At 39.5% G+C, this 25,907-nt stretch carries 24 protein-coding genes and 1 pseudogene; 18 read left to right on the top strand and 7 right to left on the bottom strand.

What is annotated here, in order from left to right; translation table 11 throughout:
• Nucleotides 1-170 precede the first annotated feature (170 nt).
• The 5 genes from DBR43_RS00725 to DBR43_RS00705 all read left to right on the top strand — a co-directional run bounded on the left by DBR43_RS00725 (nucleotide 171) and on the right by DBR43_RS00705 (nucleotide 3,610).
• Nucleotides 171-1,013: a DUF6266 family protein gene (locus DBR43_RS00725; RefSeq protein ID WP_124576963.1), complete on the top strand. Its 843-nt coding sequence runs from the start codon at nucleotides 171-173 to the stop codon at nucleotides 1,011-1,013.
• Nucleotides 1,014-1,018: 5 nt separating this feature from the next.
• Nucleotides 1,019-1,324, top strand: a complete 306-nt coding sequence (locus DBR43_RS00720) for a hypothetical protein (RefSeq protein WP_124576961.1) — start codon at nucleotides 1,019-1,021, stop codon at nucleotides 1,322-1,324.
• Between the two features lie 234 nt (nucleotides 1,325-1,558).
• On the top strand, nucleotides 1,559-2,203 hold the full coding sequence (locus DBR43_RS00715; RefSeq protein ID WP_124576959.1) for a hypothetical protein: 645 nt from the start codon (nucleotides 1,559-1,561) through the stop codon (nucleotides 2,201-2,203).
• Nucleotides 2,204-2,541: 338 nt separating this feature from the next.
• Nucleotides 2,542-3,060, top strand: a complete 519-nt coding sequence (locus DBR43_RS00710) for a hypothetical protein (protein WP_124576957.1) — start codon at nucleotides 2,542-2,544, stop codon at nucleotides 3,058-3,060.
• A 10-nt stretch (nucleotides 3,061-3,070) separates the two neighbouring features.
• Nucleotides 3,071-3,610 (top strand): hypothetical protein, encoded by a 540-nt coding sequence (locus DBR43_RS00705; RefSeq protein WP_124576955.1) that lies wholly within the window; start codon nucleotides 3,071-3,073, stop codon nucleotides 3,608-3,610.
• A 61-nt stretch (nucleotides 3,611-3,671) separates the two neighbouring features.
• Here the strand turns inward: DBR43_RS00705 and DBR43_RS00700 are convergent, their stop codons facing one another.
• Both DBR43_RS00700 and DBR43_RS00695 read right to left on the bottom strand, forming a co-directional pair.
• Nucleotides 3,672-4,079, bottom strand: a complete 408-nt coding sequence (locus tag DBR43_RS00700; RefSeq protein ID WP_124576953.1) for a Dabb family protein — start codon at nucleotides 4,077-4,079, stop codon at nucleotides 3,672-3,674.
• Between the two features lie 124 nt (nucleotides 4,080-4,203).
• Nucleotides 4,204-5,184, bottom strand: a complete 981-nt coding sequence (locus DBR43_RS00695) for a hypothetical protein (protein ID WP_124576950.1) — start codon at nucleotides 5,182-5,184, stop codon at nucleotides 4,204-4,206.
• A gap of 629 nt (nucleotides 5,185-5,813) precedes the next feature.
• On the opposite strand from DBR43_RS00695, the gene DBR43_RS00690 reads away from it, so the two are divergent.
• The 6 genes from DBR43_RS00690 to DBR43_RS00665 are packed head-to-tail and all read left to right on the top strand — an operon-like array spanning nucleotide 5,814 to nucleotide 14,440.
• A complete protein-coding gene (locus tag DBR43_RS00690) occupies nucleotides 5,814-7,637 on the top strand; it encodes a type VI secretion system Vgr family protein (protein WP_124576948.1) in 1,824 nt (607 codons plus the stop codon).
• Between the two features lie 4 nt (nucleotides 7,638-7,641).
• Entirely contained in the window at nucleotides 7,642-8,982 is a 1,341-nt protein-coding gene (locus DBR43_RS00685) for a hypothetical protein (protein ID WP_124576946.1), read from the top strand.
• A 1-nt stretch (nucleotide 8,983) separates the two neighbouring features.
• Nucleotides 8,984-9,322, top strand: a complete 339-nt coding sequence (locus DBR43_RS00680) for a hypothetical protein (protein ID WP_124576944.1) — start codon at nucleotides 8,984-8,986, stop codon at nucleotides 9,320-9,322.
• 24 nt (nucleotides 9,323-9,346) lie between these two features.
• Nucleotides 9,347-13,516: a DUF6531 domain-containing protein gene (locus DBR43_RS00675; RefSeq protein ID WP_124576942.1), complete on the top strand. Its 4,170-nt coding sequence runs from the start codon at nucleotides 9,347-9,349 to the stop codon at nucleotides 13,514-13,516.
• Between the two features lie 12 nt (nucleotides 13,517-13,528).
• Nucleotides 13,529-13,801: a hypothetical protein gene (locus tag DBR43_RS00670; RefSeq protein ID WP_124576940.1), complete on the top strand. Its 273-nt coding sequence runs from the start codon at nucleotides 13,529-13,531 to the stop codon at nucleotides 13,799-13,801.
• A 6-nt stretch (nucleotides 13,802-13,807) separates the two neighbouring features.
• Nucleotides 13,808-14,440 (top strand): hypothetical protein, encoded by a 633-nt coding sequence (locus DBR43_RS00665; RefSeq protein ID WP_124576939.1) that lies wholly within the window; start codon nucleotides 13,808-13,810, stop codon nucleotides 14,438-14,440.
• 81 nt (nucleotides 14,441-14,521) lie between these two features.
• Here DBR43_RS00665 and DBR43_RS00660 read toward each other — a convergent pair whose 3' ends face one another.
• Complete coding sequence (locus DBR43_RS00660) at nucleotides 14,522-14,800, bottom strand: DUF3892 domain-containing protein (RefSeq protein WP_124576937.1); 279 nt, start codon at nucleotides 14,798-14,800, stop codon at nucleotides 14,522-14,524.
• Between the two features lie 181 nt (nucleotides 14,801-14,981).
• Nucleotides 14,982-15,767, bottom strand: a complete 786-nt coding sequence (locus DBR43_RS00655; protein ID WP_124576935.1) for a M57 family metalloprotease — start codon at nucleotides 15,765-15,767, stop codon at nucleotides 14,982-14,984.
• A 538-nt stretch (nucleotides 15,768-16,305) separates the two neighbouring features.
• On the opposite strand from DBR43_RS00655, the gene DBR43_RS00650 reads away from it, so the two are divergent.
• On the top strand, nucleotides 16,306-16,680 hold the full coding sequence (locus tag DBR43_RS00650; protein WP_124576933.1) for a hypothetical protein: 375 nt from the start codon (nucleotides 16,306-16,308) through the stop codon (nucleotides 16,678-16,680).
• 72 nt (nucleotides 16,681-16,752) lie between these two features.
• On the opposite strand, the gene DBR43_RS00645 is transcribed toward DBR43_RS00650, so the two are convergent.
• Nucleotides 16,753-17,124: a response regulator transcription factor gene (locus DBR43_RS00645; RefSeq protein WP_124576931.1), complete on the bottom strand. Its 372-nt coding sequence runs from the start codon at nucleotides 17,122-17,124 to the stop codon at nucleotides 16,753-16,755.
• A gap of 136 nt (nucleotides 17,125-17,260) precedes the next feature.
• Here DBR43_RS00645 and DBR43_RS00640 point away from each other — a divergent pair, with 136 nt between their 5' ends.
• The 3 genes from DBR43_RS00640 to DBR43_RS00630 all read left to right on the top strand — a co-directional run bounded on the left by DBR43_RS00640 (nucleotide 17,261) and on the right by DBR43_RS00630 (nucleotide 20,531).
• Nucleotides 17,261-18,067, top strand: a complete 807-nt coding sequence (locus DBR43_RS00640; RefSeq protein WP_124576930.1) for a hypothetical protein — start codon at nucleotides 17,261-17,263, stop codon at nucleotides 18,065-18,067.
• A gap of 117 nt (nucleotides 18,068-18,184) precedes the next feature.
• Nucleotides 18,185-20,098: a lanthionine synthetase LanC family protein gene (locus tag DBR43_RS00635; protein ID WP_158622390.1), complete on the top strand. Its 1,914-nt coding sequence runs from the start codon at nucleotides 18,185-18,187 to the stop codon at nucleotides 20,096-20,098.
• Complete coding sequence (locus tag DBR43_RS00630) at nucleotides 20,091-20,531, top strand: cysteine peptidase family C39 domain-containing protein (protein WP_124576926.1); 441 nt, start codon at nucleotides 20,091-20,093, stop codon at nucleotides 20,529-20,531. Before DBR43_RS00635 ends, DBR43_RS00630 begins: the two co-directional genes overlap by 8 nt.
• Nucleotides 20,532-20,601: 70 nt before the next feature.
• Here DBR43_RS00630 and DBR43_RS00625 read toward each other — a convergent pair whose 3' ends face one another.
• Together DBR43_RS00625 and DBR43_RS00620 are read right to left on the bottom strand one after the other, a co-directional pair.
• The gene (locus tag DBR43_RS00625; protein ID WP_124576924.1) at nucleotides 20,602-20,919 is read right to left on the bottom strand and encodes a pinensin family lanthipeptide; all 318 of its coding nucleotides are present in this window, start codon (nucleotides 20,917-20,919) and stop codon (nucleotides 20,602-20,604) included.
• A 114-nt stretch (nucleotides 20,920-21,033) separates the two neighbouring features.
• Nucleotides 21,034-21,360, bottom strand: a complete 327-nt coding sequence (locus DBR43_RS00620; RefSeq protein ID WP_124576922.1) for a pinensin family lanthipeptide — start codon at nucleotides 21,358-21,360, stop codon at nucleotides 21,034-21,036.
• 350 nt (nucleotides 21,361-21,710) lie between these two features.
• Between DBR43_RS00620 and DBR43_RS00615 the strand changes: the two genes are divergently transcribed.
• The 3 genes and pseudogenes from DBR43_RS00615 to DBR43_RS33255 all read left to right on the top strand — a co-directional run.
• Nucleotides 21,711-24,497, top strand: coding sequence for a lantibiotic dehydratase (locus DBR43_RS00615; protein ID WP_124576920.1), 2,787 nt, complete (start codon nucleotides 21,711-21,713; stop codon nucleotides 24,495-24,497).
• Nucleotides 24,487-25,392, top strand: a complete 906-nt coding sequence (locus tag DBR43_RS00610) for a thiopeptide-type bacteriocin biosynthesis protein (protein WP_124576918.1) — start codon at nucleotides 24,487-24,489, stop codon at nucleotides 25,390-25,392. The genes DBR43_RS00615 and DBR43_RS00610 overlap by 11 nt, the downstream gene beginning before the upstream one ends.
• Nucleotides 25,393-25,785, top strand: a pseudogene (locus tag DBR43_RS33255) (cysteine peptidase family C39 domain-containing protein); the annotation flags it as partial.
• Nucleotides 25,786-25,907 lie beyond the last annotated feature (122 nt).

Here is a 25,907-nt window from a genome sequence, read left to right as displayed (position 1 = left end):
AAGCCTATCTACGGGCAAATTCAAGCGCTCTTGCTTCTTTACTTAGGCACATATGAACGTTAAGGCATTTAAAGCGGACCTTCAACAGAAAGATGCCGGATTTATAACAGAAATATGATCTTGTTGGAATTAATTCGTATCTTAAAATTAAATTAATTAATATTTTAGTTATGGCAATATCTAAGCACGGCCCATATGGCCATCCGAATGGAAAAATCGGAAAACTTGTCCATTACATGTTAAAGGGACAACCTGTTACACGTATGGTAGGCAGAAGGATTAAATCAAGTCAGAAACAATTGGTCAATTGTCAGGCGATGTCGGTTACGATGGGCTTTTTAAGACCTAAGAATGTACTGAAGTTTATTAATCTGGGCTTTGAACTGGAGGCAAGGGGGACCGTTAAAAACCCTCACAACCTGGCAACTTCATACAATAAGAAGTTTGCGCTGAAAGGGGAGTATCCAAACCTTAAAATTGATTACAGCAAGGCAATGGTTAGTCAGGGGAGCTTATCCGCACCCAGAGACACGAAATTGGTTAAAACAGAGGCTGGATTGGAGTTTAGCTGGGATCCAAGCCCTTTGGAGGGTGAAAACCATCTGGACGATATCGCAATGGTTTTGCTTTGTTATCCAGGTCTTGAAGATGCCATGAGCTACCTGAATGCAGCAAAAAGAGAAGATGGCAAATACTTCATCGCATTGTCGGGAACGCTTCACGACGAGCCTATGGAGGTTTATATGTGTTTTAAATCTGCTGATGGCAAGTCAATTTCCAATAGTGTGTACTTTGGGAATCTGAACGGTGAAGCAGAAACCGAAGAGGAAAAATATCAAAAGAAAAAATATCTGACCTTGAAAACGCGGTTTGATCAGGTTGAAGCTGATTATTTAGCGCATTTTGAACGTCATGGTAATGTGGTTGTCGTAACCAGGGCTTTCCGGAATCTGGAAACAGAGTATCTGGCACTAAAGAGCAAGCTGGATAATCTTCCCGGAAAACCCAGTTGATTAATATGGATTTAATTGAAGAGCTAATGGGTTCTAAAGGTGTTCATTTAGCTAAAGATTCTAAAGGAAACGAGTTCGGTATTAGAGTCCTGGGGAGAGGTATGGACTTGTTTTTCAAAGAAAATAACAAAGGCTTAATTTGTTCAATTGATGCTGCCCATGGGGTGATTTATACCAAAACTATTCGGATATGGGACAGTACTGGTGAGAAAATAAGCAGGGAGGAGCGATTAAGGATTTCCAGATTGATTGAAAAGTATTATAAAGAATTTTATAATTCTGAGGTTATTATGGACGGAATTGTAAGTTGATTTTGATCGTGTAGAAAGAAGAGTCTATCTTGCCTGCAGTTTCTGATATCTATAGGTTGATCAAAAAACAAGTGTATTGTTATAGAATTTGACAACTTTAGATAAAGGGGCCAATAAGTGAATAAGGCCATATTGATGCACACTATTATATCGATGAAATTGTTTGGGAAAATAAATGTTTGCTTGCTTTTTATAGCTAGTCTGTTGGCGTGTAAAAGTGAAAAGACCTTTAGATTGGAGAAGTATGCGCTGAAAAGTGAGAATCTTGATACGTTGGCATACTTTGCAAAGCATGGTGTTTATTTGCTTGAAGTTAGAGATTATGGATTTTTAGGCGATTTCAAGAGCGAGTATGTATTTACCGGCAGAAAAGATAGCCTGGGCTACAAAATTGACTCCGACAATTTACAGATTGAATTGTCTGAAAAGTATTTGGGTTTAGTGAAGGAGGGTGATTACAGTTCCGGTTGGTTTAATATTAAGCAACATAAAATCATTTCCTCATTACCTAAAGTTGATTCTATTGTAGCAAGTTTAGGAAAGATTCCCGCAGATCAGGTGCTACATGAGAAAAATGGAATCTTTACGATTTATGACAAGGGAAGACTTGTAAGGAAATTTACGCTGGGGGAGTTCTTAATTAAAAAGGATTCTGTTAATTACGATGACCTGGAATTTGGTATTTATCAGGTGAAAAATGAGGGTCTTGTAAAGGTAAATAACGATGGAACGAAACTATCTGAACAAAAAGATGGATTGTATTTTATCCCTTCGCCGGGATTTAATGTTGTAAATTTTAAGCAATTGAATGATATTTTACCTGAAATTAGCGCAACTTTGAAAAAGTACCCGTTGCCCGAAGAGATAAATATCAGATAGGTGCGGGGTGTTAGTGTGAGATCTTGATTTAATATTGCCAGGAGAATGAAAAAATCAATATTTGTCAGGGTAATCGTTTACATTTTGATACTTATCCTGTTGAGATATGCGTTACTTGTAAGTGCATTTTTAATGGGTTTTGGCTCAGCTTCTGATCATACAAAAGATGAAATAATGCTAAATGTAGTTTTGTTTACGTTAAATTGTTTCACTTATTGGATTATATTGTACGCGCTCGTGCTCTCTAATCGAAGAATAGAATTATTAATAGTCTCTGTCGTTACTTTGGTTGTTTGGGTAACCTTATTTTTTTATTATAATTACTGCTGAGCACTAGAATGCATTTAACGCTGCGACCCTTTGCAATCATATTTATCATTATCTGTGCCACCGGATGTGGTCGTTCTGATCACCAGATTAATTTATTTTTTAATCCGGCCGGCGCATTTTTTCTAGATAGAATCACAGTTAAAGTAAAAATTGATAACCGGATTATTTTGGATACTTTGATTGAAAACAGACATGTAGATTTCAGCTTGTTTCTAAAAAACGTTCATTATAGACCCGAAAAAAATGAGTTGCTGCACGTTGAAATCAATGGGAAAAAGAAAGATGTGCTAAGAATGTCTGGCCTTTCAGGATGTACAGACATTTTTTTTGGATATGACGATCACTCTTTAATTTTCGAAGCCGTAGAGAAAATCGAAATGAAAAGGTCTACGGCACTTATACCGGCTGATTCAAGAAAGCTTTTTGACAGTATCAGAATAGCTTCAGGTAAGCGGTTTCACGAGATCAGTTTTAATATTAAGGAAGGGGAGTGTGATCGTAAAACAGGCAGAGTGGGAGGTTTTTAAAATGTTAATTATGAATAATGTTAAAATAAAATATGATCAATTGTTGTTCTTGTTTGTCTATTTAAGACAGCTTGATCTTTCACTCGACAGAAGCCGATGGACCTCTTGGACTGAGCTTCAAGCCTATTACAAAAATGTTATACCACCTTCTAAAGTAATTCAATATCTAAAAGTTAGTTTTCATTTACCTGATACGAAGTTGACACCGGTTACTATAGTTCCTGAAAAGAAAATAATGGACATAATAGCTACTATGCTGAAGGCTCGCGTTTTTAAGCGTTATCAATTGAGGCAGGATGAGATCTTATATTGTTACAACCTTTTATTGACTTTCGACGATGTGCTTAACTCAGATATTGAAATTTATAATATAGAGATTGAAAAACTGAGGATCGGTGTAGCTACATATGGTTCTGATGTATTAGGATGGATGATGTCATATCAAGACCTAAACAAACTTATGTCAGTAGAACATTATTTACAAAATGAGATCATAACGTCGGCTATTGAAGTGAACAAATTCATTCCAAAAGATTTCTTTGTGAAGTAGTCTTTCCGTATCATGCAGATTAAACCATTTAAAGTACAAGAGTGGAAGAAGTAATTGACAGCTAAGCCTCGATAATGTCGTACACAAGAACTTTGCTCCAGAGGTGACTACAGTTTTTTATAAATTCAAGATGTATCGGATGCGTCTGATAGATCGCCTGTCCCTCAAGGTCTTTAAAAAATAACAATTCAGATACGCTCCAGCTGCTGTCTATGACATCACGTTTTTCTGTACTGGCTACTGTGCCGACGTGAATATTTTGAATGGTTTCTATTTTTGATAAGGTCTTTATGCCTTTAATCAATTGATCACGGTCTGCTTTGGAATCCGGATTTTTTAACCAGAAGAATACATGATGTACTACCGGGGATATTTTGTTTTTACCTGATAGTGGCATCGCAGATGCTGCGGTTCCAACGGCAATTGCTGCGGCTGTTCCAAGAAATTTTCTTCGGGTAGATTTTTTCATAAACACAAAATAGAAAAAAGAACCTGGTTGTCCAAGGCAATTCTCTAAATGCAGGATAAGCTCCTGGAAAACGCCTAATTATTGCCTAGATGATTAGGCGTTTTCTTTTATGAATTAGGGAAGTTTACCAGTCTGCTGCTACATTATAAAAGCCCTGGCTGTTGTAGGGCGCTACAACAAGAGCTTCATAATTTCCGGTGACCCTAACGGCGGTTGTCGTATTAGAACTGATCGTTGACGCGATCATATATTCCAGGTTATTACCGTCTATTTGCGGGCCGGATGCAGGGATCGCGGCTACTGTTCCCGAAACCTCCACATAAGCACCATTAAATACATTGTGATATCCTTTTGTATAACTTAAATTTGTAATGTACTTCTTCATGGCTTCACCAGCAGGTTTCCATGTTGATTTTCCCTTCCAATATTGCTTGATTCGGGTGATGAGGTAGCTGTTGTAACCTATTGGGCCAGCTTCCACATAATTGTAAATTTCGATTACGATTTTGCGTGGATGCCCCCAGTCGTTGGTGAATTCTTTTTGATACCTTGCATCAACCGCCCCTCCACCAAGGACTACCTGCATTACTTTTCCTGAACCCCGGCTTTGCACACTTTCTTTAATTTCCTGCTCTTTGATTTTTTCAGAGCCTGCAGTATATTTAATCTTACTAAGTCCCTGATTCGCTTTAATTCTAGCCAACAGAGCTTCATCCTTATTTGGTACCATATGTTTAAGGCCATTGTGATACCATACAATTGTATCTCCTACCATGTATTCCCCGTTTGGGTTTATAAATGTGGAGAAGAACTGAGGGAAGTTGAAAGCTTGCAGATCTTCTGCGCTTGTGGTGTCCCTTCTTAATGAACTGAATTGTTTGTTGTTTTCCCATGCATCCAGATAAGCTGTATTCTTGTTGGTCAGTTCAGTTACAGTCGCCCTTAGGACATCGGAATTCTTAAATAAAATTCTTCCATCCTGAACTGAAACATCTGGTGAGTTGTTAATTGATTTGTTGTCATTTTCCTTTTTGCAGGAATTTAACGAAACAAGAGCTGCAAATAAGATGCTCGCCCGGGTCAGATTTTTAATGTTTATTTTCATATATATAGTTTTAACTGCCTACTCTGTTCAAGATTTTCGGCTTCCTCTAAGATTTTAACTGCTGATCATATGAGTTTGAGGGTATTTAATGGTTTGCTGATAAGGCGTATTGTGGTTTGGGGTTACAGACCATGAGGAATCTGGGGAGAGAATTATTGAGCGCATAGAGATGTGTTAATTAAGATTTCGACTTTATTTAAATAATATAGCTATAAAATATTTACTTATGGTTTACTTTTACGTGAAAGTGTATATCTATTACGTGAATGAGCTGTATAATTACGTCAATGAAAATCCGTGTTAGGTGTAAGGAATCATCCGGTTAAAAAAATAACCTTGTTGTGGCCGTAGCTAGATGGCGCTATTAAGACGGGCTGATAAATCGTTTGTCCACTCTTAGTGTTTAGAATAAATGAATTTTCCAGGCATATGGACTCTGGTTGCGTATAAAGCGGAAAATTATTTTTTCTATAATATGCTTAACCTGCCGTTTCACGTATATTTCGTGTATATTTTTGATTAAAATTATAATAATTTATAGTTTTTGCTGGTAATTGGAATGATTGTTGGGTTTGGGAACTACAACTGTATTGGAGCAAAATGCTGTAATACAGCAATTAACGATCATTATGGAAAACGACTTAACCAAGGAAATCAGTATCGGTGATAAACGCATACTGCATTTTAGCTCATTTACCCTTCAGCAGCGCTTCAATGCGCACCATTATTTTGAACTTAGATTTAAACACGACCAGCTCGGTGCTCCCGGACTGATCAGTCTGGACTCCAGCCGTGACTTTGTTGGACAAACCCTTACTGCATCATTTGGCTACGATCAGGCTAAAATGCAGAAGTTTTCAGGGATGGTGACGAAAGTAGAACTGGCACAGAGCAATGGTTATCATGGAATTTTGATCGTTAGCGGATATAGTCCGACTATTTTAATAGACAGAGGTCCGGATTTAGGTTCTTACCTGGATAAAGACCTGAATTCTATTGTGAAACTGGCCACGAAAGATACGCCTGCCAACGACCTTCGGATTGTTGCAAATGCTTCCAGAAGCAGCAGCATTGACTATGTAATTCAATACAGAGAAAGTGATTTCGATTTTCTAAACAGGTTAAGCGGAGAATACCATGAGTGGTTTTTCTATGATGGGGAGAACCTCAATTTTGGGAAACCTGATGAACAGAAGGAGGTGGCTTTGTTTTACGGAAGAGATGTACAGAGCCTGCAATATGCCATGGAAGTGGCGCCGATCAAAAACAAGCGTTTTGCATATAATCCGAAACAAGATCAGATGCTCGAGAGCGAAAGCACAGGGAAGGCCGATGGAAGGCCCGATCTGGTTCATGCGATCAATGCCTCGAATTTGATGTACAGCAAGACCTTCAATCAGCCTTCATTAATTCGTGTGGACAATGGCAGTGACATTAAGTCGCTGGTAGACAATGAGGAAAAGGCAAACATCAGCGGACTGCTAAAAATAAATGCCAATGGCGATAACCCGGAAGTAGGGATTGGCAGTATTGCCGAAGTAAGTATGAGTCTGAAACAAGGCCTCGATTTTTCCGCTCAAAGTCTGGGGAAATTTCTGATTACTTCTGTACACCATATTATTGATGAACGTGGGCATTATAACAACTCTTTTGAAGGAGTCGTATCCACGACAGAGCGCCTGGCTTTTAAGAATTATGAACGTCCACATCCGGATATGCAGCTGGCAGATGTGGTAGACAATAATGATCCTCAGGGCCAGGGACGGATTAAAGTGAAGTTCAAATGGCAATGTCAGACGAACGACCAAACGGAATGGCTGAGGGTAGTAACCCCTGATGCCGGCGGGAGTGAAAAGGTGAGTAAAAACAGGGGCTTTGTATTTATACCGGAGGTAGGTGATCAGGTGCTGGTTGCTTTTGAAGAAGGTAATATTGCCCGTCCTTTGGTGATGGGAAGTGTATTCCATGGTAAAACAGGAAGCGGGGGCAGTGCAAGTAATAACACCAAAAGCCTCACCTCAAAAAGCGGACATACCGTTCAGCTGGATGATGGTGGAGGGATGACGATAAGAGATAAAGATGAAAACCTGATCATACTGGATGGCGCAGGTAACATTTCAATGCACAGTAAGATCAGCATCACGATTTCCTGTGGAGAAGGGGAGAGTGCAGCGAGTGCGATCACGCTGGATAAAGATGGTAACATCGCCATCAAATCTAAAAATATTGTGGCCTTAGGTTCTGAACTCGTGTCTATGGGCTCCGGCTCTGGCGATGAGAAATCTTTCTCCGGATCCGGATTTTCTTTGGATCCTGAAAATGTAACTATTGGGGCGAAAACAAAACTCAGTATGGTAGGAGGCAAGAGCCTTGAAGCCGGTTCTGAAGGACCTGTAATGATTCAGGCCAAAGGCGAAACAATAGTTCAGGGCGCGAAAGTAAACATCAACTAGGCGCATGGAGAATAACGCGATCATGCAGCGGGTAATGATGCTCTCTGAAATGTGGACCGAATCGCTGACCAGCAACCCAAAAGTAAGTGTATTTGCCTGGGTTGGCGCTTCTTCAGTTGAGTTTAAAACGATAAAAGGCTTTGTGATGTACCAGACTTCTTTAGAAAAAACACTGCAGGATACGGTGTTGTGCTTGTCGCAACCCTTTGAACCGGAAGTTCAGTTGTATGGAGACCGGATCACGAGCGACCTGCAGAGTTATTTTAGGGAATGGAATAAGGATCCATCACTCACAGAGGTGACGGGAAAGATAGAATGGGAGGCACAGTCGATCATAGAAAAGGGAACTGAAGCGAAGCTGTTTGCGGAGAATATCAAGATGCTGGCTAAAGCATTAAAAGTAACCGGTCGTCCCGAGAAATTGGTTCTGGCGCTATTTCCAAGTGCGCTGACTGATGTGAAGGCTTTTAGCAACTGGATAGAGCTGTTGATGAATGCAGGGATTTCGGACAGTGTCAGGATCATGTTGTACGAATCGAGAGACTCCATGTATTTTAAAAGCCTTTCCAAAAAGAAGGAAGGAGAATTTATGTACCTCCATCCTGATCTGGACATCGCCGGAGCAATGAATCAGATTCTGGAAGAGACGAAGGCGAAAAAAAGGACAGAGGAAGAAAAGGATATGGTGAGTTTTCAGCAGGCGCTGATCAAGATGAATGAAGCGATCGGCTATAGTGATGAAGAGGATGTTCGCTATTACGGAAATGTCTGTCTGAAGCTGGCTAAAAAATATGAATGGCAGCCTCAGATCGCACTTGTTCATTTTTTTGAGCATACTTTTTATGCCTCAGTGCAAAAAGTAAAAGAGGCACATCAGTCGATTGATAAAGCAATTGCGATCACTGCCGAAGCTGCAGAAAAAGAGAAAGAACAACATGACCAGACGTTGTACCAGTACTATATAGCGAAGGGCAACTTGTATTTCATGAGCAAGGAGTTTGAACAGGCTGCTGCGGTTTACAGGAAGAGTTTAACGCTGGACAGAACTGGTGCGAACCCGCTGATGTTAGCCGGAATCCATCAGATGCTGGGCAATAGCCTGCGGAAATATGCTACTAAAAAGGAAGCCAGAACTTGTTTTAACGAGGGATGGCAATTGCTGAGTAGCGAAGGAAATGATGCACTAAAAGAGAATACCATGGCCATGTTTTATGCAAAAGATATGCTCAGCGTTGCTGATCAGGAAATGCTGAACACCTATACGCCGATACTGGATCAGTTGTGGGGAAGCAACTGGAACAATAACCTGACCGATCAATATAACCAACTCAATAAAACTAAATAAGATGAACAATAACGGAATCATGTGGCTTGCAGCCATCTTCATCATCATATCTCTGACTTACACCGGATGTAGCTATTTACAAAAAGACAATGCGGAGAAAGAAAAATATAAAAATTACGTTTCCGCAAAAGCGGTAATAGACCAGAAGCTGCCGGAGCGTGTAACGCGTTATGGAGCAAAGCAGGCAAGGTATAACATCACGATCACGGATGCCAAAGGAGAGAAAATTATCCGTTTTAACTGCGAGCTGGGGGGCAGCCTGAAGGAGAAAGATACGGTAACTGTGTACTATGATCCTAATGATCCCAATGGCAGTGAAGTGACGACTAAAAGACCATAATCCCCCAAACCAAAACCTACAATTATGGCATTTAAGATAGTAAATGATCCCATCATACCGGCTGCATCTGTAGATCCAAAACCGGCAGCAAAGCATTTCGACATCGTCCTGGGGCTTGATTTTCATGTGTTGAAAGTGCCATGGCCAATCACGCCTTGCCCGATCACACCTTTTGCGGCATTGGTTTTCGACCCAATGGATTATATACATTTTACCGTTCCGGCGATGCCGGTATATACGGATGATGGTTTTACGATTGCCAAGGATGTTCCTTTGGGCGGGACGGTATTGATCAACGATTGCTACCGGGGTGCTGCACAAAGTGCGTTATGGGGAATGCCTTCAGTGCCTCCATTGATGGGGAAACTGAAAGGCTTAGGAAAAGCAGTGAAAGCATTGAACCTTTTGCATTCAGTGATTCCTCATCCTTTGTTTCTGTTGCCAAAGTTTTTTCACCCGCACGAAGGGCAGCTTTCGCACGGGAGCAATACGGTAATTACCCAGGGAATGTATCAGAGTACTTTTCTATGCAGGGCATATTCTTGTCAGGATGTAGGAAAGATCCTGATGAATAATCCTACAGGAGGATTTTACCTGAATTTCTTAACGGCAGTGATGGTGGTGTTGCCATTGGGTAAACCGGTGATTGTGGGCGGACCGAAAGTAGAGCAGGAATTAAAACTTGCTGATCTGATCAATGCCCTGATGTTGATGGGACTGATGCATGGGCTAAAGTTTGCGGTTAAAATGCTGGGTAAGCTATTGACGAAACTGATGGCGAAAATAGAAGCTAAGTTTCCGGGCTTTAAGAAATACAGGGCTGCAGTGCAACCTTACGTATGTAAGTATCTTGGTGAACCGGTAGATGCTGCAAGTGGACACATGGTGAGTTATTTAGAAGGATTTACTCTACCTGGACCAATCCCTTTTGTTTGGGAAGCAAACTATTACAGTGACAGCAATTACGACGGACCATTAGGTAAGAACATTTACCATAGTTACGACATCACCTTAATGGTGGATGATGCTGATTCTATGGTGGTCATGAATGACACGGCAGGAAGACCTGTGGTGTTTCCCGTTCTTCGGCCAGGGACCAGTTTTTACAATCCAATGGAGAAATATGAACTGCACCGGGACGAGAAAGGAGAGTATTTTGTGAGCCATAAAGATGGCTTGTATTATTACTTTAACAAGCCATTACAGGGAAGCAACGGGCATGGTAATCTGAGGAGCATTGTGAACCGGGACGGATTTGCAATCCTTTTCCATTATAATTCAACCGGCAACCTAAAGGAGATTGTAGATAGTGCAGGTCGGTCAATTCAAGTAGAGAATAACAATAAGGGGCAAATCACAGCATTATATGTACCTCATCCAGAACTTGGAAATACCGGGATTAGTGTTGCAGCACTTCGTTATTCGTATAATGAACAAGGAGGCTTAACAGTACTTGAAAATGCAGAAGGTTTTCAGGATCGTTTTGCATGGGAGGAACGAAAAATCATTGCCCGTAAATTCAAGGATAATACTGTTTTCAACTTCAGATACGATATTGAAGGAAGATGTACCGCTGCGCTTGGACCTGAAGGATTGTACAGTTATACCTTCAAATATATCGATGGGCTAACTATTGCAACCAACAGCCTTGGTCACGTCAGAAAATATTTTCATCGCAATGGAATCGTAAGTCAGATTGAAAATAGTCGGGGAGATAGTCAGTTCTTTCACTATGATGAAACGAATAACTTAATCTCTGAAAGTAATGAATTGGGAGTTAGTAAAACTTTCAGTTACGATGATAGGGGAAATCTTGTTGAGATGCAACTGCCTGGTAAGGGAGTGGTGCATGTGATTTATAATGAAATTGATAAACCTGTGGAAACTATACTTCCTAATGGGGGGAAATGGATTTATGAATATGATGAAGCGGGGAAAATGATTAAGAGGATCAATCCTGAAGGAGGCGTAACTGATTATAGTTACCGCGTTGATGGAATGCTTCAGTCAATAAAAGGCCCAATGGGAAGAGAAACGCTGTTGGCCTACGATGCAGCTTACAACCTGAAGCAGGTTACCTTACCGGGAGGTTTACATGTTCAGTATTATTATGATCAATTAGGACGCTGCACCCAGATTAATACACCAAGAGGTAATCAGCGGAGGGAATACAATCTTTTGGGAAAAGTAGTACAGTTTACTGATCCCGGAGGCCAGGTACACGATCTTAGCTACGATAGTATGGGAAACCTGATCAATGCTAAAAATAGACATCAGGAGGTTAAGCTCCAATATGATTTTTTTGGTAATGTTACCAGACAAAGCCAGGGAGGAGTTGATCTTAATTTTATTTACGATACAGAAGGACAATTGCTGACTGTTGTAAATGAATTAAACGAAAAATACCGGTTTGAGCTTGACGAAGAAGGTAATGTCGTTACCGAAATTGGATTTGACGGACTTGTACGTCGCTATTTGCGTGATGAGGCAGGACAGGTTTTGCGTTTGTTCCGTTCAAATGGAAAGGAAAACGGATATGAGTATAATGCTGCTGGCCAGCTAGCTACTGTGTTTTATGCTGGAGATGGTAGCAGCGAGCATTATGAATATGACGTTATGGGACGACTGATCAAGGCTGTTAATGATGATGCAGAGGTCATGTTGGTACGGGATATTATGGGGCGGATACTGACGGAGACGAGTAATGGGAATTCTGTAGATTGCCTCTACAATCTGGATGGCAATCGTACTCATGTGTCAAGTAATCTGGGGGCAAATATCGATATAGAATACGATACCAGGAGGGGCTGGCGAAACGAGGTAAATGCAAATGGCTGGCAATCCAGAATTCAGTATAATTCTTTCGGCGAGGAATTTCTTCGCGAAAGCACAGGTGGTTTGGTTGAGCAGAATGAATACGATAGTCTTGGACGTTTATACCGTCAGGAAATAGTTGGAAATAAGAAACGCGTTAAACACCAGCGAAATTACAGTTGGGATGCCGATAGATTGACTAAGGTCCAGGATAGCAGCACAGGCGAAAAACAATTTCTACATGACGTCCATGGTAATCTTTCTGAGGTTATTTATGGTGACGGATCTACAGAGTTTCGTATGCCAGATGCGGTGGGGAATATTTATGAAACCTCTACCCGTACGGACCGGAAGTACAATCCGGGAGGTCAATTGGCTGCAAGTAAGGATGCTAAATATCTTTATGATGCAGAAGGCAATCTTATAGAAAAGAATGAGCGTAATGGTGATCGCTGGGAGTTCCATTGGAACCAGGCGGGTATGTTGGAGCGGGTATTGCGACCTGATGGGGATGAAGTTTCCTTCTGGTACGATGCCCTCGGAAGAAGAATTCGTAAACAGTATCGGAAAACCATCACAAATTACGTTTGGGATGGTAATAAACCATTGCATGAATGGAAAGAGTTCGCCACAAAAGATAGTAGTGTAGAGGATATTATTACCTGGGTGTTCGATGAAGATAATTTCGCGCCTATCGCAAAGATAAAAGGGGATAAAAAGTATAGCATCGTAAACGATCATTTAGGCACGCCAATACAAGGCTATAATGAGGACGGTGAATTAATTTGGCAACGGGAACTCGATAGCTATGGGCGACCTAAAATGCGATATGGAGATTCAGGGTTTTGTCCTTATCTTTATCAGGGACAGAGTTTCGATCCGGAAACCGGGCTTGCATATAATAGATTCAGGTATTATGCTCCGGAAGAGGGAATGTATATTTCTCCAGATCCTATTGGGCTGGAAGGAAATAATCCTACCATGTATGGATATGTGAAGGATCCTAATAGATGGATGGATATTTTTGGCTTGGATGAAATTCCAGCATGGAAGGGACCCGCTGACTATTCTTCTATTGAATCTAAAAGATATAAAATAAAGGAGGGTAAAGATTACAGTAAAGCCCAAAAGGATAAGATTTATGAATTGAATAAGCAGCATAATGACGGTTTATTAAGAAGTGACCTGGACGGCACGGTTTTGGAGCCATCTCAAAAGAGTGTTTCAGGAGTGACTCCTTCGCAGCTGGAGGGACAGGTCGATCATAAATATCCGAGATCTCAGGGAGGAAAAAATAGCTTTGAAAATGCTCAGGTCCTCAGTAGAAAACAAAATAGAGATAAATCAGATAAGGTCCAGAGTGGATGTTTAAAAAAATAGAAAAAATAAGATATGACAATTTCTCAATTTGATAAAAAAAAGCCAGTGATCACCACAGTTTTTGTGGTAAAACAGAAATCGCCGATAACCGAAGTAGTTTACGATACGGATGGTGATTTACAGATGTTAGGAGATGAAGATTCTGAGGTTGAAGATGCGATGGTCCTGTCTTTAGAACAGATCCTTGACCTGGATAAAACGCTTCTGGATTTACCTGAGTTGGAGCAGGGTATGCGATACCTTCGCAATAATATCGGGGAAGATTGGCAAAGTTTTAAAGATTAAACAGACATGTCTAAGATAGATGAAATTAAAGCGCAGCTTTCTTCCTCTAAAGTCGCTGACCGGAAAAAAGGAGCTAAAACCATTGGAAAAGAGTTGCTAAAGGAACTGGGAGATGATTTATGGGCTGCTTATTTGAAGCAGGTTAATATTGCAAATTCCTGGGAGGCACAAATTATGATGATCAATAGTTTAGGCTTGATCCGTTATAAACCGGCAAAAGATAACTTTTACAAAATATGTTTGGAGAATCAGGAGCATGACATGATTACATGTTATGCAGCTATGGCTTATACCAGAATAATGCGAACATCAGATAACGACGTTTCACCAGTGTTTGCTCTGTTTAAATTTGGCGGTTTTTCGGTGATTAATGGAGCTTTGCGTGGCATCGCTGCAGATAAGCTGATCCTTCAAAAAGAAGAGATAGAAAAGCTAATCAGTTTAGTCGAGAAAATTCCGCAAAAACATGAGGTTGGTTATAGTGACCTTAGAATTGGGCTCGCATGTGCTTGTGCCGGATGGGATAAGAGCCTTGTCTCCGGATTTTTAGAAAGATGTTTTACCAGTCCGGATAAAGAACTCATCAATGTCGCTGAAAAAGCATTAAAGAAGAAATATTCCGATATCAATTTAATTTAACTTTTAGCTGTACTGAGCATAAAGTAAGTAAAACCCTAAAGTCCGAATCCCGGACTTTAGGGTTTTGTGCTTAACCTGCTTTTAGCAGCGCTCCAGGCTCAGCAGATTGTCTCTTTTAGTGCCGTCAGGAATGGTCTTTATATAAGGAGCATGATCCTTTGTCCTCACCACTGTTACATAAGCCTTTTCTCCTCCAACCTGAACATAAAATTCTGATGGATTTGCATCAATGCGTCTGATTGCTGCTTGTACTGGAATAATTACTTTTGTCTTCGCATCATAATACCCGATATGGGTAATGTGCTCATGAGAACTGTTTGCATTAGGTTTTGTGATGCAGAAAACCTGATAACTTGCCATAATAGTTGATTTAAATGGATGAATATATGGCCTGCAAGTTGTCTATTTAAGACTGCGATCAGATACGGTTACCCGTAACGGCTAAATTTTATTGACTATAAGATATCGCAACAAAAAGCCCGGGAGTAAATGTCCCGGGCTTTTCGTTTTCAAAATAAGAAAGCAGATGATCATGTCATCATCATTTTGGATATAATTTTTTTGTAGCCAATGCATCTCCGGCAGTAAATCCGGCCCATGGCAATACAAAAGAATTCATCACAGAATTGGCATCTACAGTTGCAGTACCCGGAATAAATATACCTGAGGTCTGATTCGTATGCATAAAACCAATGGTATGACCCAGTTCATGTGTGATGGCAAAAAGTTTCTGGCTCGCACTCATCGTATTATACTTGCTGTTGATTTCGACACTTACGCCTGGCTTACCGCTTGAGTTTGGCAGATAAGCACGTGCAATCCAATTGGCATTCTCATAGCCCATAAATACCCGGGTATCGTAGGCCGTAGATGAAGTTGTTATCGACATGCCGAGCTCTATGGTTGTACCCTGACCAGGCATACTGTTCCAGTTCGCAATGGCGCCCTGAACTGCAGTCTTCCACTCGGGGGTCACTGTAGGCTCAATATAAAGCCTCACGTTCTTGTGGTACGGGGCTGCGATGATGTAATTGTTCCTCCAATGTTCGGTCTGAGGGCTGCCTGAAACGCCTTCGCTTTTTATTCGCGATGCAACTTCTTCCCGGCTGATGACGATATCTGTTTCAATGATAAATTTTCCGTCCTTAAAAACGACGTCTTCTGCTTTGTAACCTTTTTTAACAAAATAGGCTACAGCCGATGAAATTTCATCATCTGCTTTTGGTTGTTCAGCAGGTGTTTCTTTTTTACAGGAAGAAATGATGGAGGAGAGTAGCAAGATGCAACCTAACAGGCCTACCTTGCTGAGGTAGTGTTTTGTGTTCATGGGATGATTTTAGTTAAGGATGAATAAATTGATTATTCTAATTTAATTAAAAAAATCATATTTATTAAGAATTAATCTAATAAAAATATTTTCCTTAATCCATTGAACCTCAGGACTGTTTTTTGCTTTCCTAACGCCGCTTTTACCTGTTTTCTGTTCGAAAAGCATTCATCCATCTTCTTTCAGCCAGCTCTTGATAAATTTCGGATTCACAGGTGACTTTGATGGGGTAAATCGGCGTTCCATTCGGGCTCGTTGACAGATGAACAGGTTTCTGCGCAAAAACAGAGAAGGGAATTACAAGAAATAAGGGTGCCAGAAATTTTTTCATGTGTTTAATTTTCCTCAAACCTGCAATTATAAGCCTGTTCAGGAAATGCTAAAATAGTAATCATATCAATTGAATGAGTATTTGTTAGGGTTCAGACAGGATCGGTCTTTCCGCAAAAAATATACTATTTATTAATGTGGTTTTTCTTTTATGGAAATCTTGCTGGCACAGCCTTTGTATTATGAAAGTTACATTAAAAACTACACTATGAAAAAGACAATTCAAATTTTCGGTATGCTGATGATCGCGATGACGATTATGGTATCCTGTAAGAAAGACAAAGATCCGGCGACGACAGACTTTTTTATAGGTACCTACAAAGGGGATGTCTCTTACAACAAGGACAACAATAAAATTGTCAGTTCAGACGGAAAAATTACCGTGAGCAAGGTAGGAGAGACCTACAACTTTTATTTCGGAAGTAATATTCCAGACATCACAGGTGTGAAGTTCGAGAAAAAGAGCGATAACTCTTATGTGAGTATTGGCTCAGGCCTTACCGGAATCGCGATTGATGCCAGCAGCTTAAAAATGCTGGTGATTAAAGACGGTGCCACCTGGACCGCGGATTGCAAAAGGTAATTTTGTTTAATGATCATAAGAAAAGGGCTTGTCGGTTGACAAGCCCTTTTTCGTATATCCTTTATCTGGTTATTAATGCGGTACGGAATTGTGCAGGTGATAATTGATTCGTTTCAGCAGTCTTTCAAGGTCGAATGGTTTGGGAATAAATTCCTCCGCCGGACAACCGATGTTATATTTATCGGTAAGGTGGGCGGACATCATAATGACCGGAAGCCAGGAGGTCTTGGGATCAGCCTTCACCTGGTTGCAAACCGTGACCCCATCCCCATCGGGTAACATCACATCTAAAAGAAATAAATCCGGAATGGATGATTTTACCGCTTGCCTGAATTCCTTTACTGTTCCAAATACAGATACATTGAATCCCTCTTCTCTTAAATAATAATCAAGTATAAAGCTAATGTCAACATCGTCTTCAACAATATAAATCTTGTTTTTCATAATCTTCCAATTCCCTTTAATTACAGGTTATAACGGTAAATTAACAGCTATTGTTTTAGCAGCCTGGAATTACGGCAGAAAAAGCCAGATATTTGGTTAACAGGTAACGGCAAAAAAAAGTATCAGAGTTAAGCCCATGCAAAACGACATCGCTGCAAGCAACATTAAAAAGGGAGACCTGTTCTATGTGGAACTGAATGAAAGGTTTTTCTTCATGCAGGTCATTCACATCACAACAGATCTTCCTGCTCCCTATGATAAAGCACATCAATTCGGCTATTTTATGGTCGTTTTTGACAAGACCTATAAAAGGCTGCCATCCGGAATTGAAGCCCTGGAGCTGACTAAGGTTTATGTAACCCGACACCTTTGGAAGAAAACAGCATTGTTTGTCAGCATGTGGAATACGGAGCCCAATATCAGTTTTACAGATACGCTGATGCATTACGATTATAAGGATAAGTATCAGCTTCAGTTTTTTGCCAATGCGAAAGTTCCGGAACAATTTGATCCGCAATTGATTTACGACTTTGTACTTCCGGCAGTAAGCACCGAAAATGAAGCGGGGATCAGCGTTTCCCACCAGCCTTTGTCGCTTCAGGTCTTGCTTTGGGCATTGCTGGAAGAAGAAAAAAAGAGAAATGCGAAACGTAAAAACGTAGAACCCCTATATTTTAAAAGCTGGAAAGATGAAGTGGAACCTGATCATATCCTGAAAGCGGAAAAAGTGATTACTGCACTTCAGCTGAATGCCGATCTGAAAAGCCTGGATAAAGCGCTAAAAAAAGCAGTTGTTGCACTCAACAAGCTGGATGAAAAGCTGGGTTTTATCGGTACCATAGAAGCCGAAGACTTATACGAATGTCTGGTAGATACTGCTGTAAAAGCCGGGTTGAAGGAAGAAACAGCTTTGGAAATTATCGAAAACACTAGGGACTGGTAAAGGAGTCTAAATTAGTTATTTTTAATCCGGCGTATAGTTATTTTGATCCGTAATGTTATATTTAAATAAATAACAATTGAATTAATAACGTGTAGTTTAGAGCCTATGTCCGAATCTTTGAAGGAAATTAGAAATACTTGTATCGGTATCATCGACAATATTTTATCTGAAGTTATAGAAACGGAAAACGAAGCTTTCTGGAGAACTTCCGTGAAGAGGGACAGAAAACTGTATGCCGCTGAATCAGAACCTATATATTCCGGTACCGGGGGAATTATACTGTTATTGATTGAAGCATACAAAACGCTTAAAAATGAGCGGTATCTGGAGCTGATTGTAAAAGGTTGTGAATGGCTGATTGGTTATGTTCGGGCTCATCCGACAAATTACTATGCATTTTTTACAGGAAGAATTGGGGTTTCGTATATCCTGCTTCAAGCCTATGATCTGACTGGTAATGAGCGTTATTTAACTGAATCTTTTTTGATGGTTGAGGATTACAGCCTGGATAATGAAGGAAGAACTGATAGTCCTGTTGATGATTTACTGAATGGGCGCGCTGGCATTTTATTAGGGTTTCTACACTTGTATGAATACAGACAAGACCCAAAAATACTGGAGAAAATCGAATTATTATCCCGTTATATAATTGATGCCGCAGAGTTATCTGATAAAGGTGTTTTCTGGGACAGATCTGAGCACACTATTCAGGCACTTTGTGGATTTTCTCATGGAAGCGGAGGTATAGGTTGGGTATTGATGGAAACCGGATCTTTATTTAATAATGATTCCCTGATTAGATTTGCCAAACAAGCCATATACTACGAAAATCAAAATTTTAGTACTAAAAATGGCAATTGGCCGGATTTCAGGCGTGGTATGTATGAGCCTGAAACCTGCGATCAACTTCAGCATGCATTTAAATCAGGAGATTTTGATCCTTTCTTTAGACCAAGGTTTATGAGCGCCTGGTGTCATGGAGCACCAGGAATAGGCTTAAGCAGAATAAGAATGGCGGAACTGATACCGGATGATTTTTTACAGCGGGATATCAAAAGAGCACTAAAAGCCACAACAGGGACCCTAAGTGGCTTTGATCAATTTAAAACGTTTACGTTGTGCCATGGGTTGGGAGGAAATGCAATGCTATATCTGGAAGCATTTAAATTTACAGGCAAAAAGCAATATTTTGAGGTTGCGGTATCCGTCGCCGAAGCTATTGTATCAGATTATGAAAATGGAATTTGCTTTAACAATGGCCATTCTGTTATGGCAGAAGATTCAAGCCTGTTTATGGGAAATGCAGGAATCGCATTTTTCCTGTTATCTGTACTATATCCATTCGAGGTTAATAATTATTTGATTCCGAAGCCATCTTATAAGAAAAAGATGATTTCAACAATTGCTATTGACGACCAGTTAATTTTGAATGCTCTGCTCCGGAGTTCCTTTCCTTTATTGCAGACTAACCATGACTACGACCAATCCGTGTTAAACGGCATCGATATAGGTAGTTTAGGGCTTTTAGATCAGTTGAAGTCTTGTATGAAAGATTATAGCCGGAAAAATATAGATACAAAACGGATTTATCGTTTTGAAGCCGGTAGACTTTCGCTACGAAAAAAGTTAAAAAGCTATGCATATGAATTCGTTTATCAGGGAGATCAGGTGCAGCAAAATTCGTTATTGCTGAAATTGGGTTTTGAAGATCTTTTGGGAGAATCGTTTATTGTTAATGATTCTGTTGTGTTTTCTAAATTGAAACTAGACTCAGGCGAATTTAATTATTTGGTTTTCGAAATGAGTAAAAGTTCCAGGTATCATTTATTAAACGACTTTTCATTAACACTTTTGAAAGCTTTCAGGAAAGGTCTGACTGTTGCTGAAGTTATTCGAAAAATGCGTGGTTTGATAGAAGGGACTGATGTTGATCAATTGATTTTTGGACAGGTATGTGAGCTGATCAAATCAACTTTTCTGATCCCTTATAGTAAAAGTAAAATACAAATTCCAGTTGATACTTATGGTTAAAAGCTTTGATTATTTTCCCTTCTACAGGCAATTGGAATTAAACGATTGCGGGCCAGTTTGTTTAAAGATGGTTACCGAGTATTATGGTAAATCGTATAGTATTGAAGAAATTAAGACGAAATGTGATTTTAAACAAGAAAAAATATCTCTGATTACGTTAAGCAGAGCTGCTGAGGCCCTGGGCTTTCGCGCTTTCTGTGCAAAGATTGATTATGATCAATTCAAATCTATTGAATGTCCTTGTATCGTACATTGGAGCACATCTCATTTTGTTGTAGTTTATGGAAGCACTCCAGACTTTGTTTGGGTAGCTGACCCTGCAATCGGGCATATTGGATATACAAATACTGAATTTTATAGCGGTTGGTTGGGTGATTACGGTGGGGAAGCTCCTGGTGCTCAAGGTGTCTTTATGGCTTTGGAAATAGATTAGGCTGGAAGTGTTAATTCTTTCTTAAATCTATCAGTTAGATTTAAGAAAGAATATTGAGGTTGTTGGGTTCTTAGATTGGCAGCGGAAAGCGTGGGTCTATCCAGCAATTTGCCCCATTTGCACATGAAGCATTTACAGAGCCGCAGAATATGTTGCTGCATTCGTGTTCAGGTTGACTGAATGCCATGCAGTGCATGTTTGTTGGTACACCACATGGAGTAGTTCCACAATCGCCAAGTGTGCAATAGTAAGCTTTAGTACAATCCCCTTCCAGAACAGTGGGATTGTCTCCATACGCTCCTCCGGCAAACTGCTCTGTATCCTGAGGATTTGAGAAGGATGTGACAAAACTTTGGACCTTTAAATCTTCAATTTTTAACTTTTTCATAATCTATTTTAATGTTTGGTTATAAGATCAGGCAGTCGCATAAATATAGCTTTTAGCTATTTTTACATAGTTGAAAGCATTGGAAGCGTATTGCTGGTCAAGAATTGGAGTCTCTTAAATAGGCAGCGGATAGAGTGGGTCTATCCAGCAATTCGCTCCATTTGCACATGACGCATTTACCGAGCCGCAGAATACGTTGCTGCATTCGTGTTCAGGTTGACTAAATGCCATACAATTCGCATTTGTTGGCACACTACATGGAGTAGTTCCACAGTTTCCAAGTGTGCAGTAGCCAGCCATGGTGCATTGCCCGTCCATAACGGTACAAGTCACAGCTGTTCCGGTTTCGGCCCCTCCAACAAACTGTTCTGTATCCTGAGGATTAGAAAAGGATGTGACAAAGCTTTGAACTTTTAAATCTTCAATTTTTAACTTTTTCATAATCTATTTTAATGTTTGGTTATAAGATCAAGCAACAGAATGAAAGTGGCTTTTAGGCTATATTTCAGATAGTTAAAAGCATTGGAGGCCTAATTGTTAGTCAAGAATTGGATTTTCTTATCGCGATACTATCAAATATATATTTTAGAATCTAAAGTTCAAAAAAATGTTTTTCATATAAATATTTTTTATAAATAAAATTACTGGTACGCTATAGATTTAGGATAAATAATTGTCGATTTTCAGCCTGAAACACATGAAATGAAGAGGTTGATGGAAATAAAAATGTCATATAAAAAATTGTTTTAAATTACATATCTTGTTTTTATCTTTTACGATTAATAAGTTTTATGGTTCCAGTAATATTTCCCTGGGTATTATCCAGAGTTGGCGGCGATTCCTATGAATTAATAGATGAACTAAATGTAGAGACCGCCCCGTTAATGGATTTTCTGGCAAGATATGATGCTTTGAAGGTTCAAAAGGAAAAACTTAAAGCGGATATCTCCATAGGACTATTTAATAGAATAGCTGAGGGGATTGACGCTGTGGCAGGCGACAAACTCAAAGGGCTCAGAAGGAATTTATATAATGAACGACCAATTAGCGCAGGAGATAAGAACTTCTTAATTGATGTGGTTTCAAAAGAAACCGCTGAGAAAATAACCGAATATATTGATGTTAAAGATTTGCTTAGGTCTTTTGACGATAAGATAGAGAAGGCATATCACCAGACATCAATCAACATTCGTCAGAAACTTCAAAATATAGTTGCCCACAATCAGGGCCTAAGGAATGGTCTTTTATTTTCCAGCGGTCAGTTTTATAATCGGTTAAATACCTACGCAGGCACTCCAGCTGATCGTTTTGGAAAGAATGAACTCCAGATTGAATTAGGTGTTTTAAAGTATCTGACGAGGATGTGCTGCAAGACCTCACCATTTAGTTCCTTTACGAATCTGGCTCTATCCAAGGTCGTAAGTAATGGAAATCAACCTATTCAATCCGAAGGTTCAATCAGCAGCTCCGAAATGGCTGTTGAAAGTCATATCCGGTTGAATATCGGTTTGCTTAAGTTTTTAAAGTCTATTTTGGTTAAGTACAGAGGATTTTACAACCTGCTTGAACTTACGCTAAACCCGACTGTTACTTCGGACGATTCAAATTTCAATTATTTAACGAACCACAATAATGTGGAAGCCTTTCAGACGATGAATAAGGCTGAAATCTTAACCTATTTACAGGCTTATTTTAATGAAAGGAAGCGGGCCCCAAGATTCAATCAGGTATTGAAGCTTATTGTTCAGCTTACTGGTTCTGATCCCCTGGAGGCTGAATCATTTCTTAAACGGCTAATCGATCTTGGATTTCTTGAATTTGATTTTGGAGTTTCCGGAACTGATCCGGACTGGAACTTAAAATTAATCAGGAAGCTTGCTTATTTTAACAATAAAGGGATAACAGGAGTAAAAGAACTGATCCTGCACCTGACTTTGCTTAAGAAGTTATCAACGCAGTTTAAAGTTGAACGAACGGAAAAGAGAAAGGAGATTTTACAGATTGCTTTTAATGAGTTTCGCTCATGTACGAAATATCTGCATGAGTTGGCTGACCTTCCTGAATCCGAGCGTTCTTCGTTCGAGGAGATCAAACCTCTGGCTATTGTGCAGGTTCCATCTGAGCGTGTAACCAATGCCGACGAAAAAAGGGAAAAAAGCGAGGAAAGAGAATTTATAAGGAAGGACTGGACCCGGTTCTATTTCAAGCCTGAGCATATTTTTTATGAGGATACAACAAGGTCTTGTTCTTTTGTTTTCTCCAATGAATCAATGATAGATTCTATTAAGGAGGTGAATGATAACATCCTGAAATTAGGTGCTTTTTCAGGTTTTAAATATGAAAATAATAGAATGCTGGAATATTTCCAGAGTAATTATAGTGCCGAAAAAGGAATTCCGTTCCTGAATTTTTATGAAGATTATTATAGAAATGTAAAAGCGAAAGATCAGGTGAAAGAGCAGGATACAACAGTCGATGTTGACGATCAAAAGAAGATCCCGGAAAAACAGGAAAACGAAATCTGGACTGAGAAATTTCAGTCAGGTTTATCCAGGCTCAATATTAACAGTTCAAAAGTCGATTTGCCGTCATCTTTGATTGCTCCTTTGACAGAGAGCGGTATAAAAGCTTCGATGGATTCCTATGCCGTATTTATTCAGCCGTGGATTGACGATAAAGAGAAGGACATGAAATTTGTAATTAATCACGTTTCTCCGGGCTGTGGTAAGATGTTCAGCAGATTTATTCATCTTTTTCCCTCAAATTTCTTTGCTGATTTAAAGAAATGGAATGCAGAATTATTAAACAGTGAGGTGCTGATGATGGAGGTTACCGATGCTTCTTATTTTAACGCAAATCTTCATCCCACGATTATGGAATATGAAGTGAAGATTCCCGGAGGTAATAATAATGTTTCTCCTGACAAGACCATACCAATTTCATCAATTGAAATTTTTATAGATGCCGCACTGTCAAAATTAGAATTGAGGCATAAAAACAGCAGTAAAAAAATAGGAGTTTATGATATGACCTTCCAGGGGCAGAACAGCAGGTCTCAACTTTTTCAATTGCTGGACAGGTTTTCTGAAGTGAACTACATCAACTTCATTCCGTTGGCAAATGCGGTAAATGGTTTTATTTTTAACCTGCAGAAAGAAAGCGGGAAGATCGTTGGTTCTCCAAGGATCACGATTGCAAATAAGTTTGTAATCCAACGGCAGGCCTGGTTTATTCCAGTTTCAAAATTTCCTTTAAAGGGGAATGATGAGACAGAAGCCATGCATTTCATGAGAATTAATGAATGGCGTCTTCAGCAAAATATGCCCGAAGAAGTATTTTTTGTTTCAGTAGATAAGGCCTTTAATCATGCTAAAGTGAAATCTAAAAATGAACATAAGCCTCAGTATCTTAATTTTTGTAACCCATTGCTGGTTCGGCTTTTTGTCAAAACTTTAAAGAAAATCATCTCGATGGTAAAGCTCGAAGAGATGTTGCCCGCCTCAAAAGATATGTTGAAAATAAATAATCAAAGATTTGTTACGGAGTTTGTAGTTCAATGGTATAATTATGAGAACTGAGTGGTGGTCGTTGCACATCTATCTTGATGGTACTACTGCTGATCATTTTTTAAAATATGGTCTTAGTCCAATAGTAAAGACACTTTACCGGGAAGAACTGATAAATGGATTTTTTTTTATCAGGTACAGCGAGGGCGGCCCTCATATCAGATTTAGAGTATCTTCGACAATAGCGAAGCTTAATAAAGAAATTAAGCCCTTTATTTATAGCCAGCTGGAACAGTATGTTCATCGCAGCAGTCTGGTTTTTCTTGAAAAAGAATACATTCCCGAAGAAGACCGGTATGGAGGAGTGCATGGTTTAGCTTTTGCTGAGCAACTATTTGAGTTGTCTTCAAATACCATATTGGAAATTTATGAAAATACAGACAAACTAAGCCCTGAAATAGCAATCGGTTGTGCAATTCAGATGCATTGGATATTACTGAGCCATTTAATTGAGCTTTCTTTAGAAGAAGCAGGGATTTTATTCCAGTGTATTGTCAATAATTGGATGATCGCCGCGATTAATTTTTACAACGGAATGGATCCTGAAATGATGAATGGAAGGAAAGAAGAGGCACTTAAAGCTTTTGAATTGTCATTTATTTCCCAAAAGAGCAACCTGAAAAAGTTGATTTCTGCTGCGAATAACATTAGTCTGGAAGATAAGGAACTAATGTGGCTGGACAATTGGAAATCAGGTATCGTATCTTTAAAATCTGATTTTGAAAAGCTGGATTCACCGTTTAAGGTTTCTTTAACAGCTGATGAACCAGATCTGTCGGTACAGGCATTTAAATATATATGTATTCTGGACAGTTATTTTCATATGACCAATAACAGGCTCGGAATAAAGAATAAAGAGGAATCTTATATTAGCTATTTGCTTATGCGATTATTAAGATCCAACTAAATGTGGTTTAATAAAAAGTCCATAAAGAAGATTGTTTTTTATAAACAATCCACCAAGATGGATTGTGGGGTCTGTTGTTTACGAATGATCACGAGGCACTATGGACTTAATTTTACTTTAAAGCGGATACAGCAGGTTTCCAGGATTGAAAGATATGGAATTACCTTAGGAGGCATTCGTTATGCAGCGGAAAAAATGAAGCTTTCCCCTACAATTGTTAAGATTGATCTTACGCAGGTATTGAAGTTGGAAATGCCCTGTATCTTACCCTGGAGAAAAGACGATTATGTGGTATTGTATCAGGTTCCTTCAAAACTTCGGACAAAAGGAAAAGTTTATCATGTTGCTGACCCCTCAAGAGGACTCATTAAATATACCGAGGAGGAATTTATAAACCTCTGGCTAAAGATGAAGAATGCAAATTCCCCGGTTGAAGAAGCTTTAATACTTTCACCGGGAAGTGATTTTTATTTGCAAAAGGAAGATCCTATTCATAAGCTGAACTGGAGCTATCT

The sequence above is a fragment of the Pedobacter sp. KBW06 genome (genome assembly GCF_003852525.1).
Lineage (GTDB): Bacteria > Bacteroidota > Bacteroidia > Sphingobacteriales > Sphingobacteriaceae > Pedobacter.
This window is presented reverse-complemented; position numbering and strand designations above follow the sequence as displayed.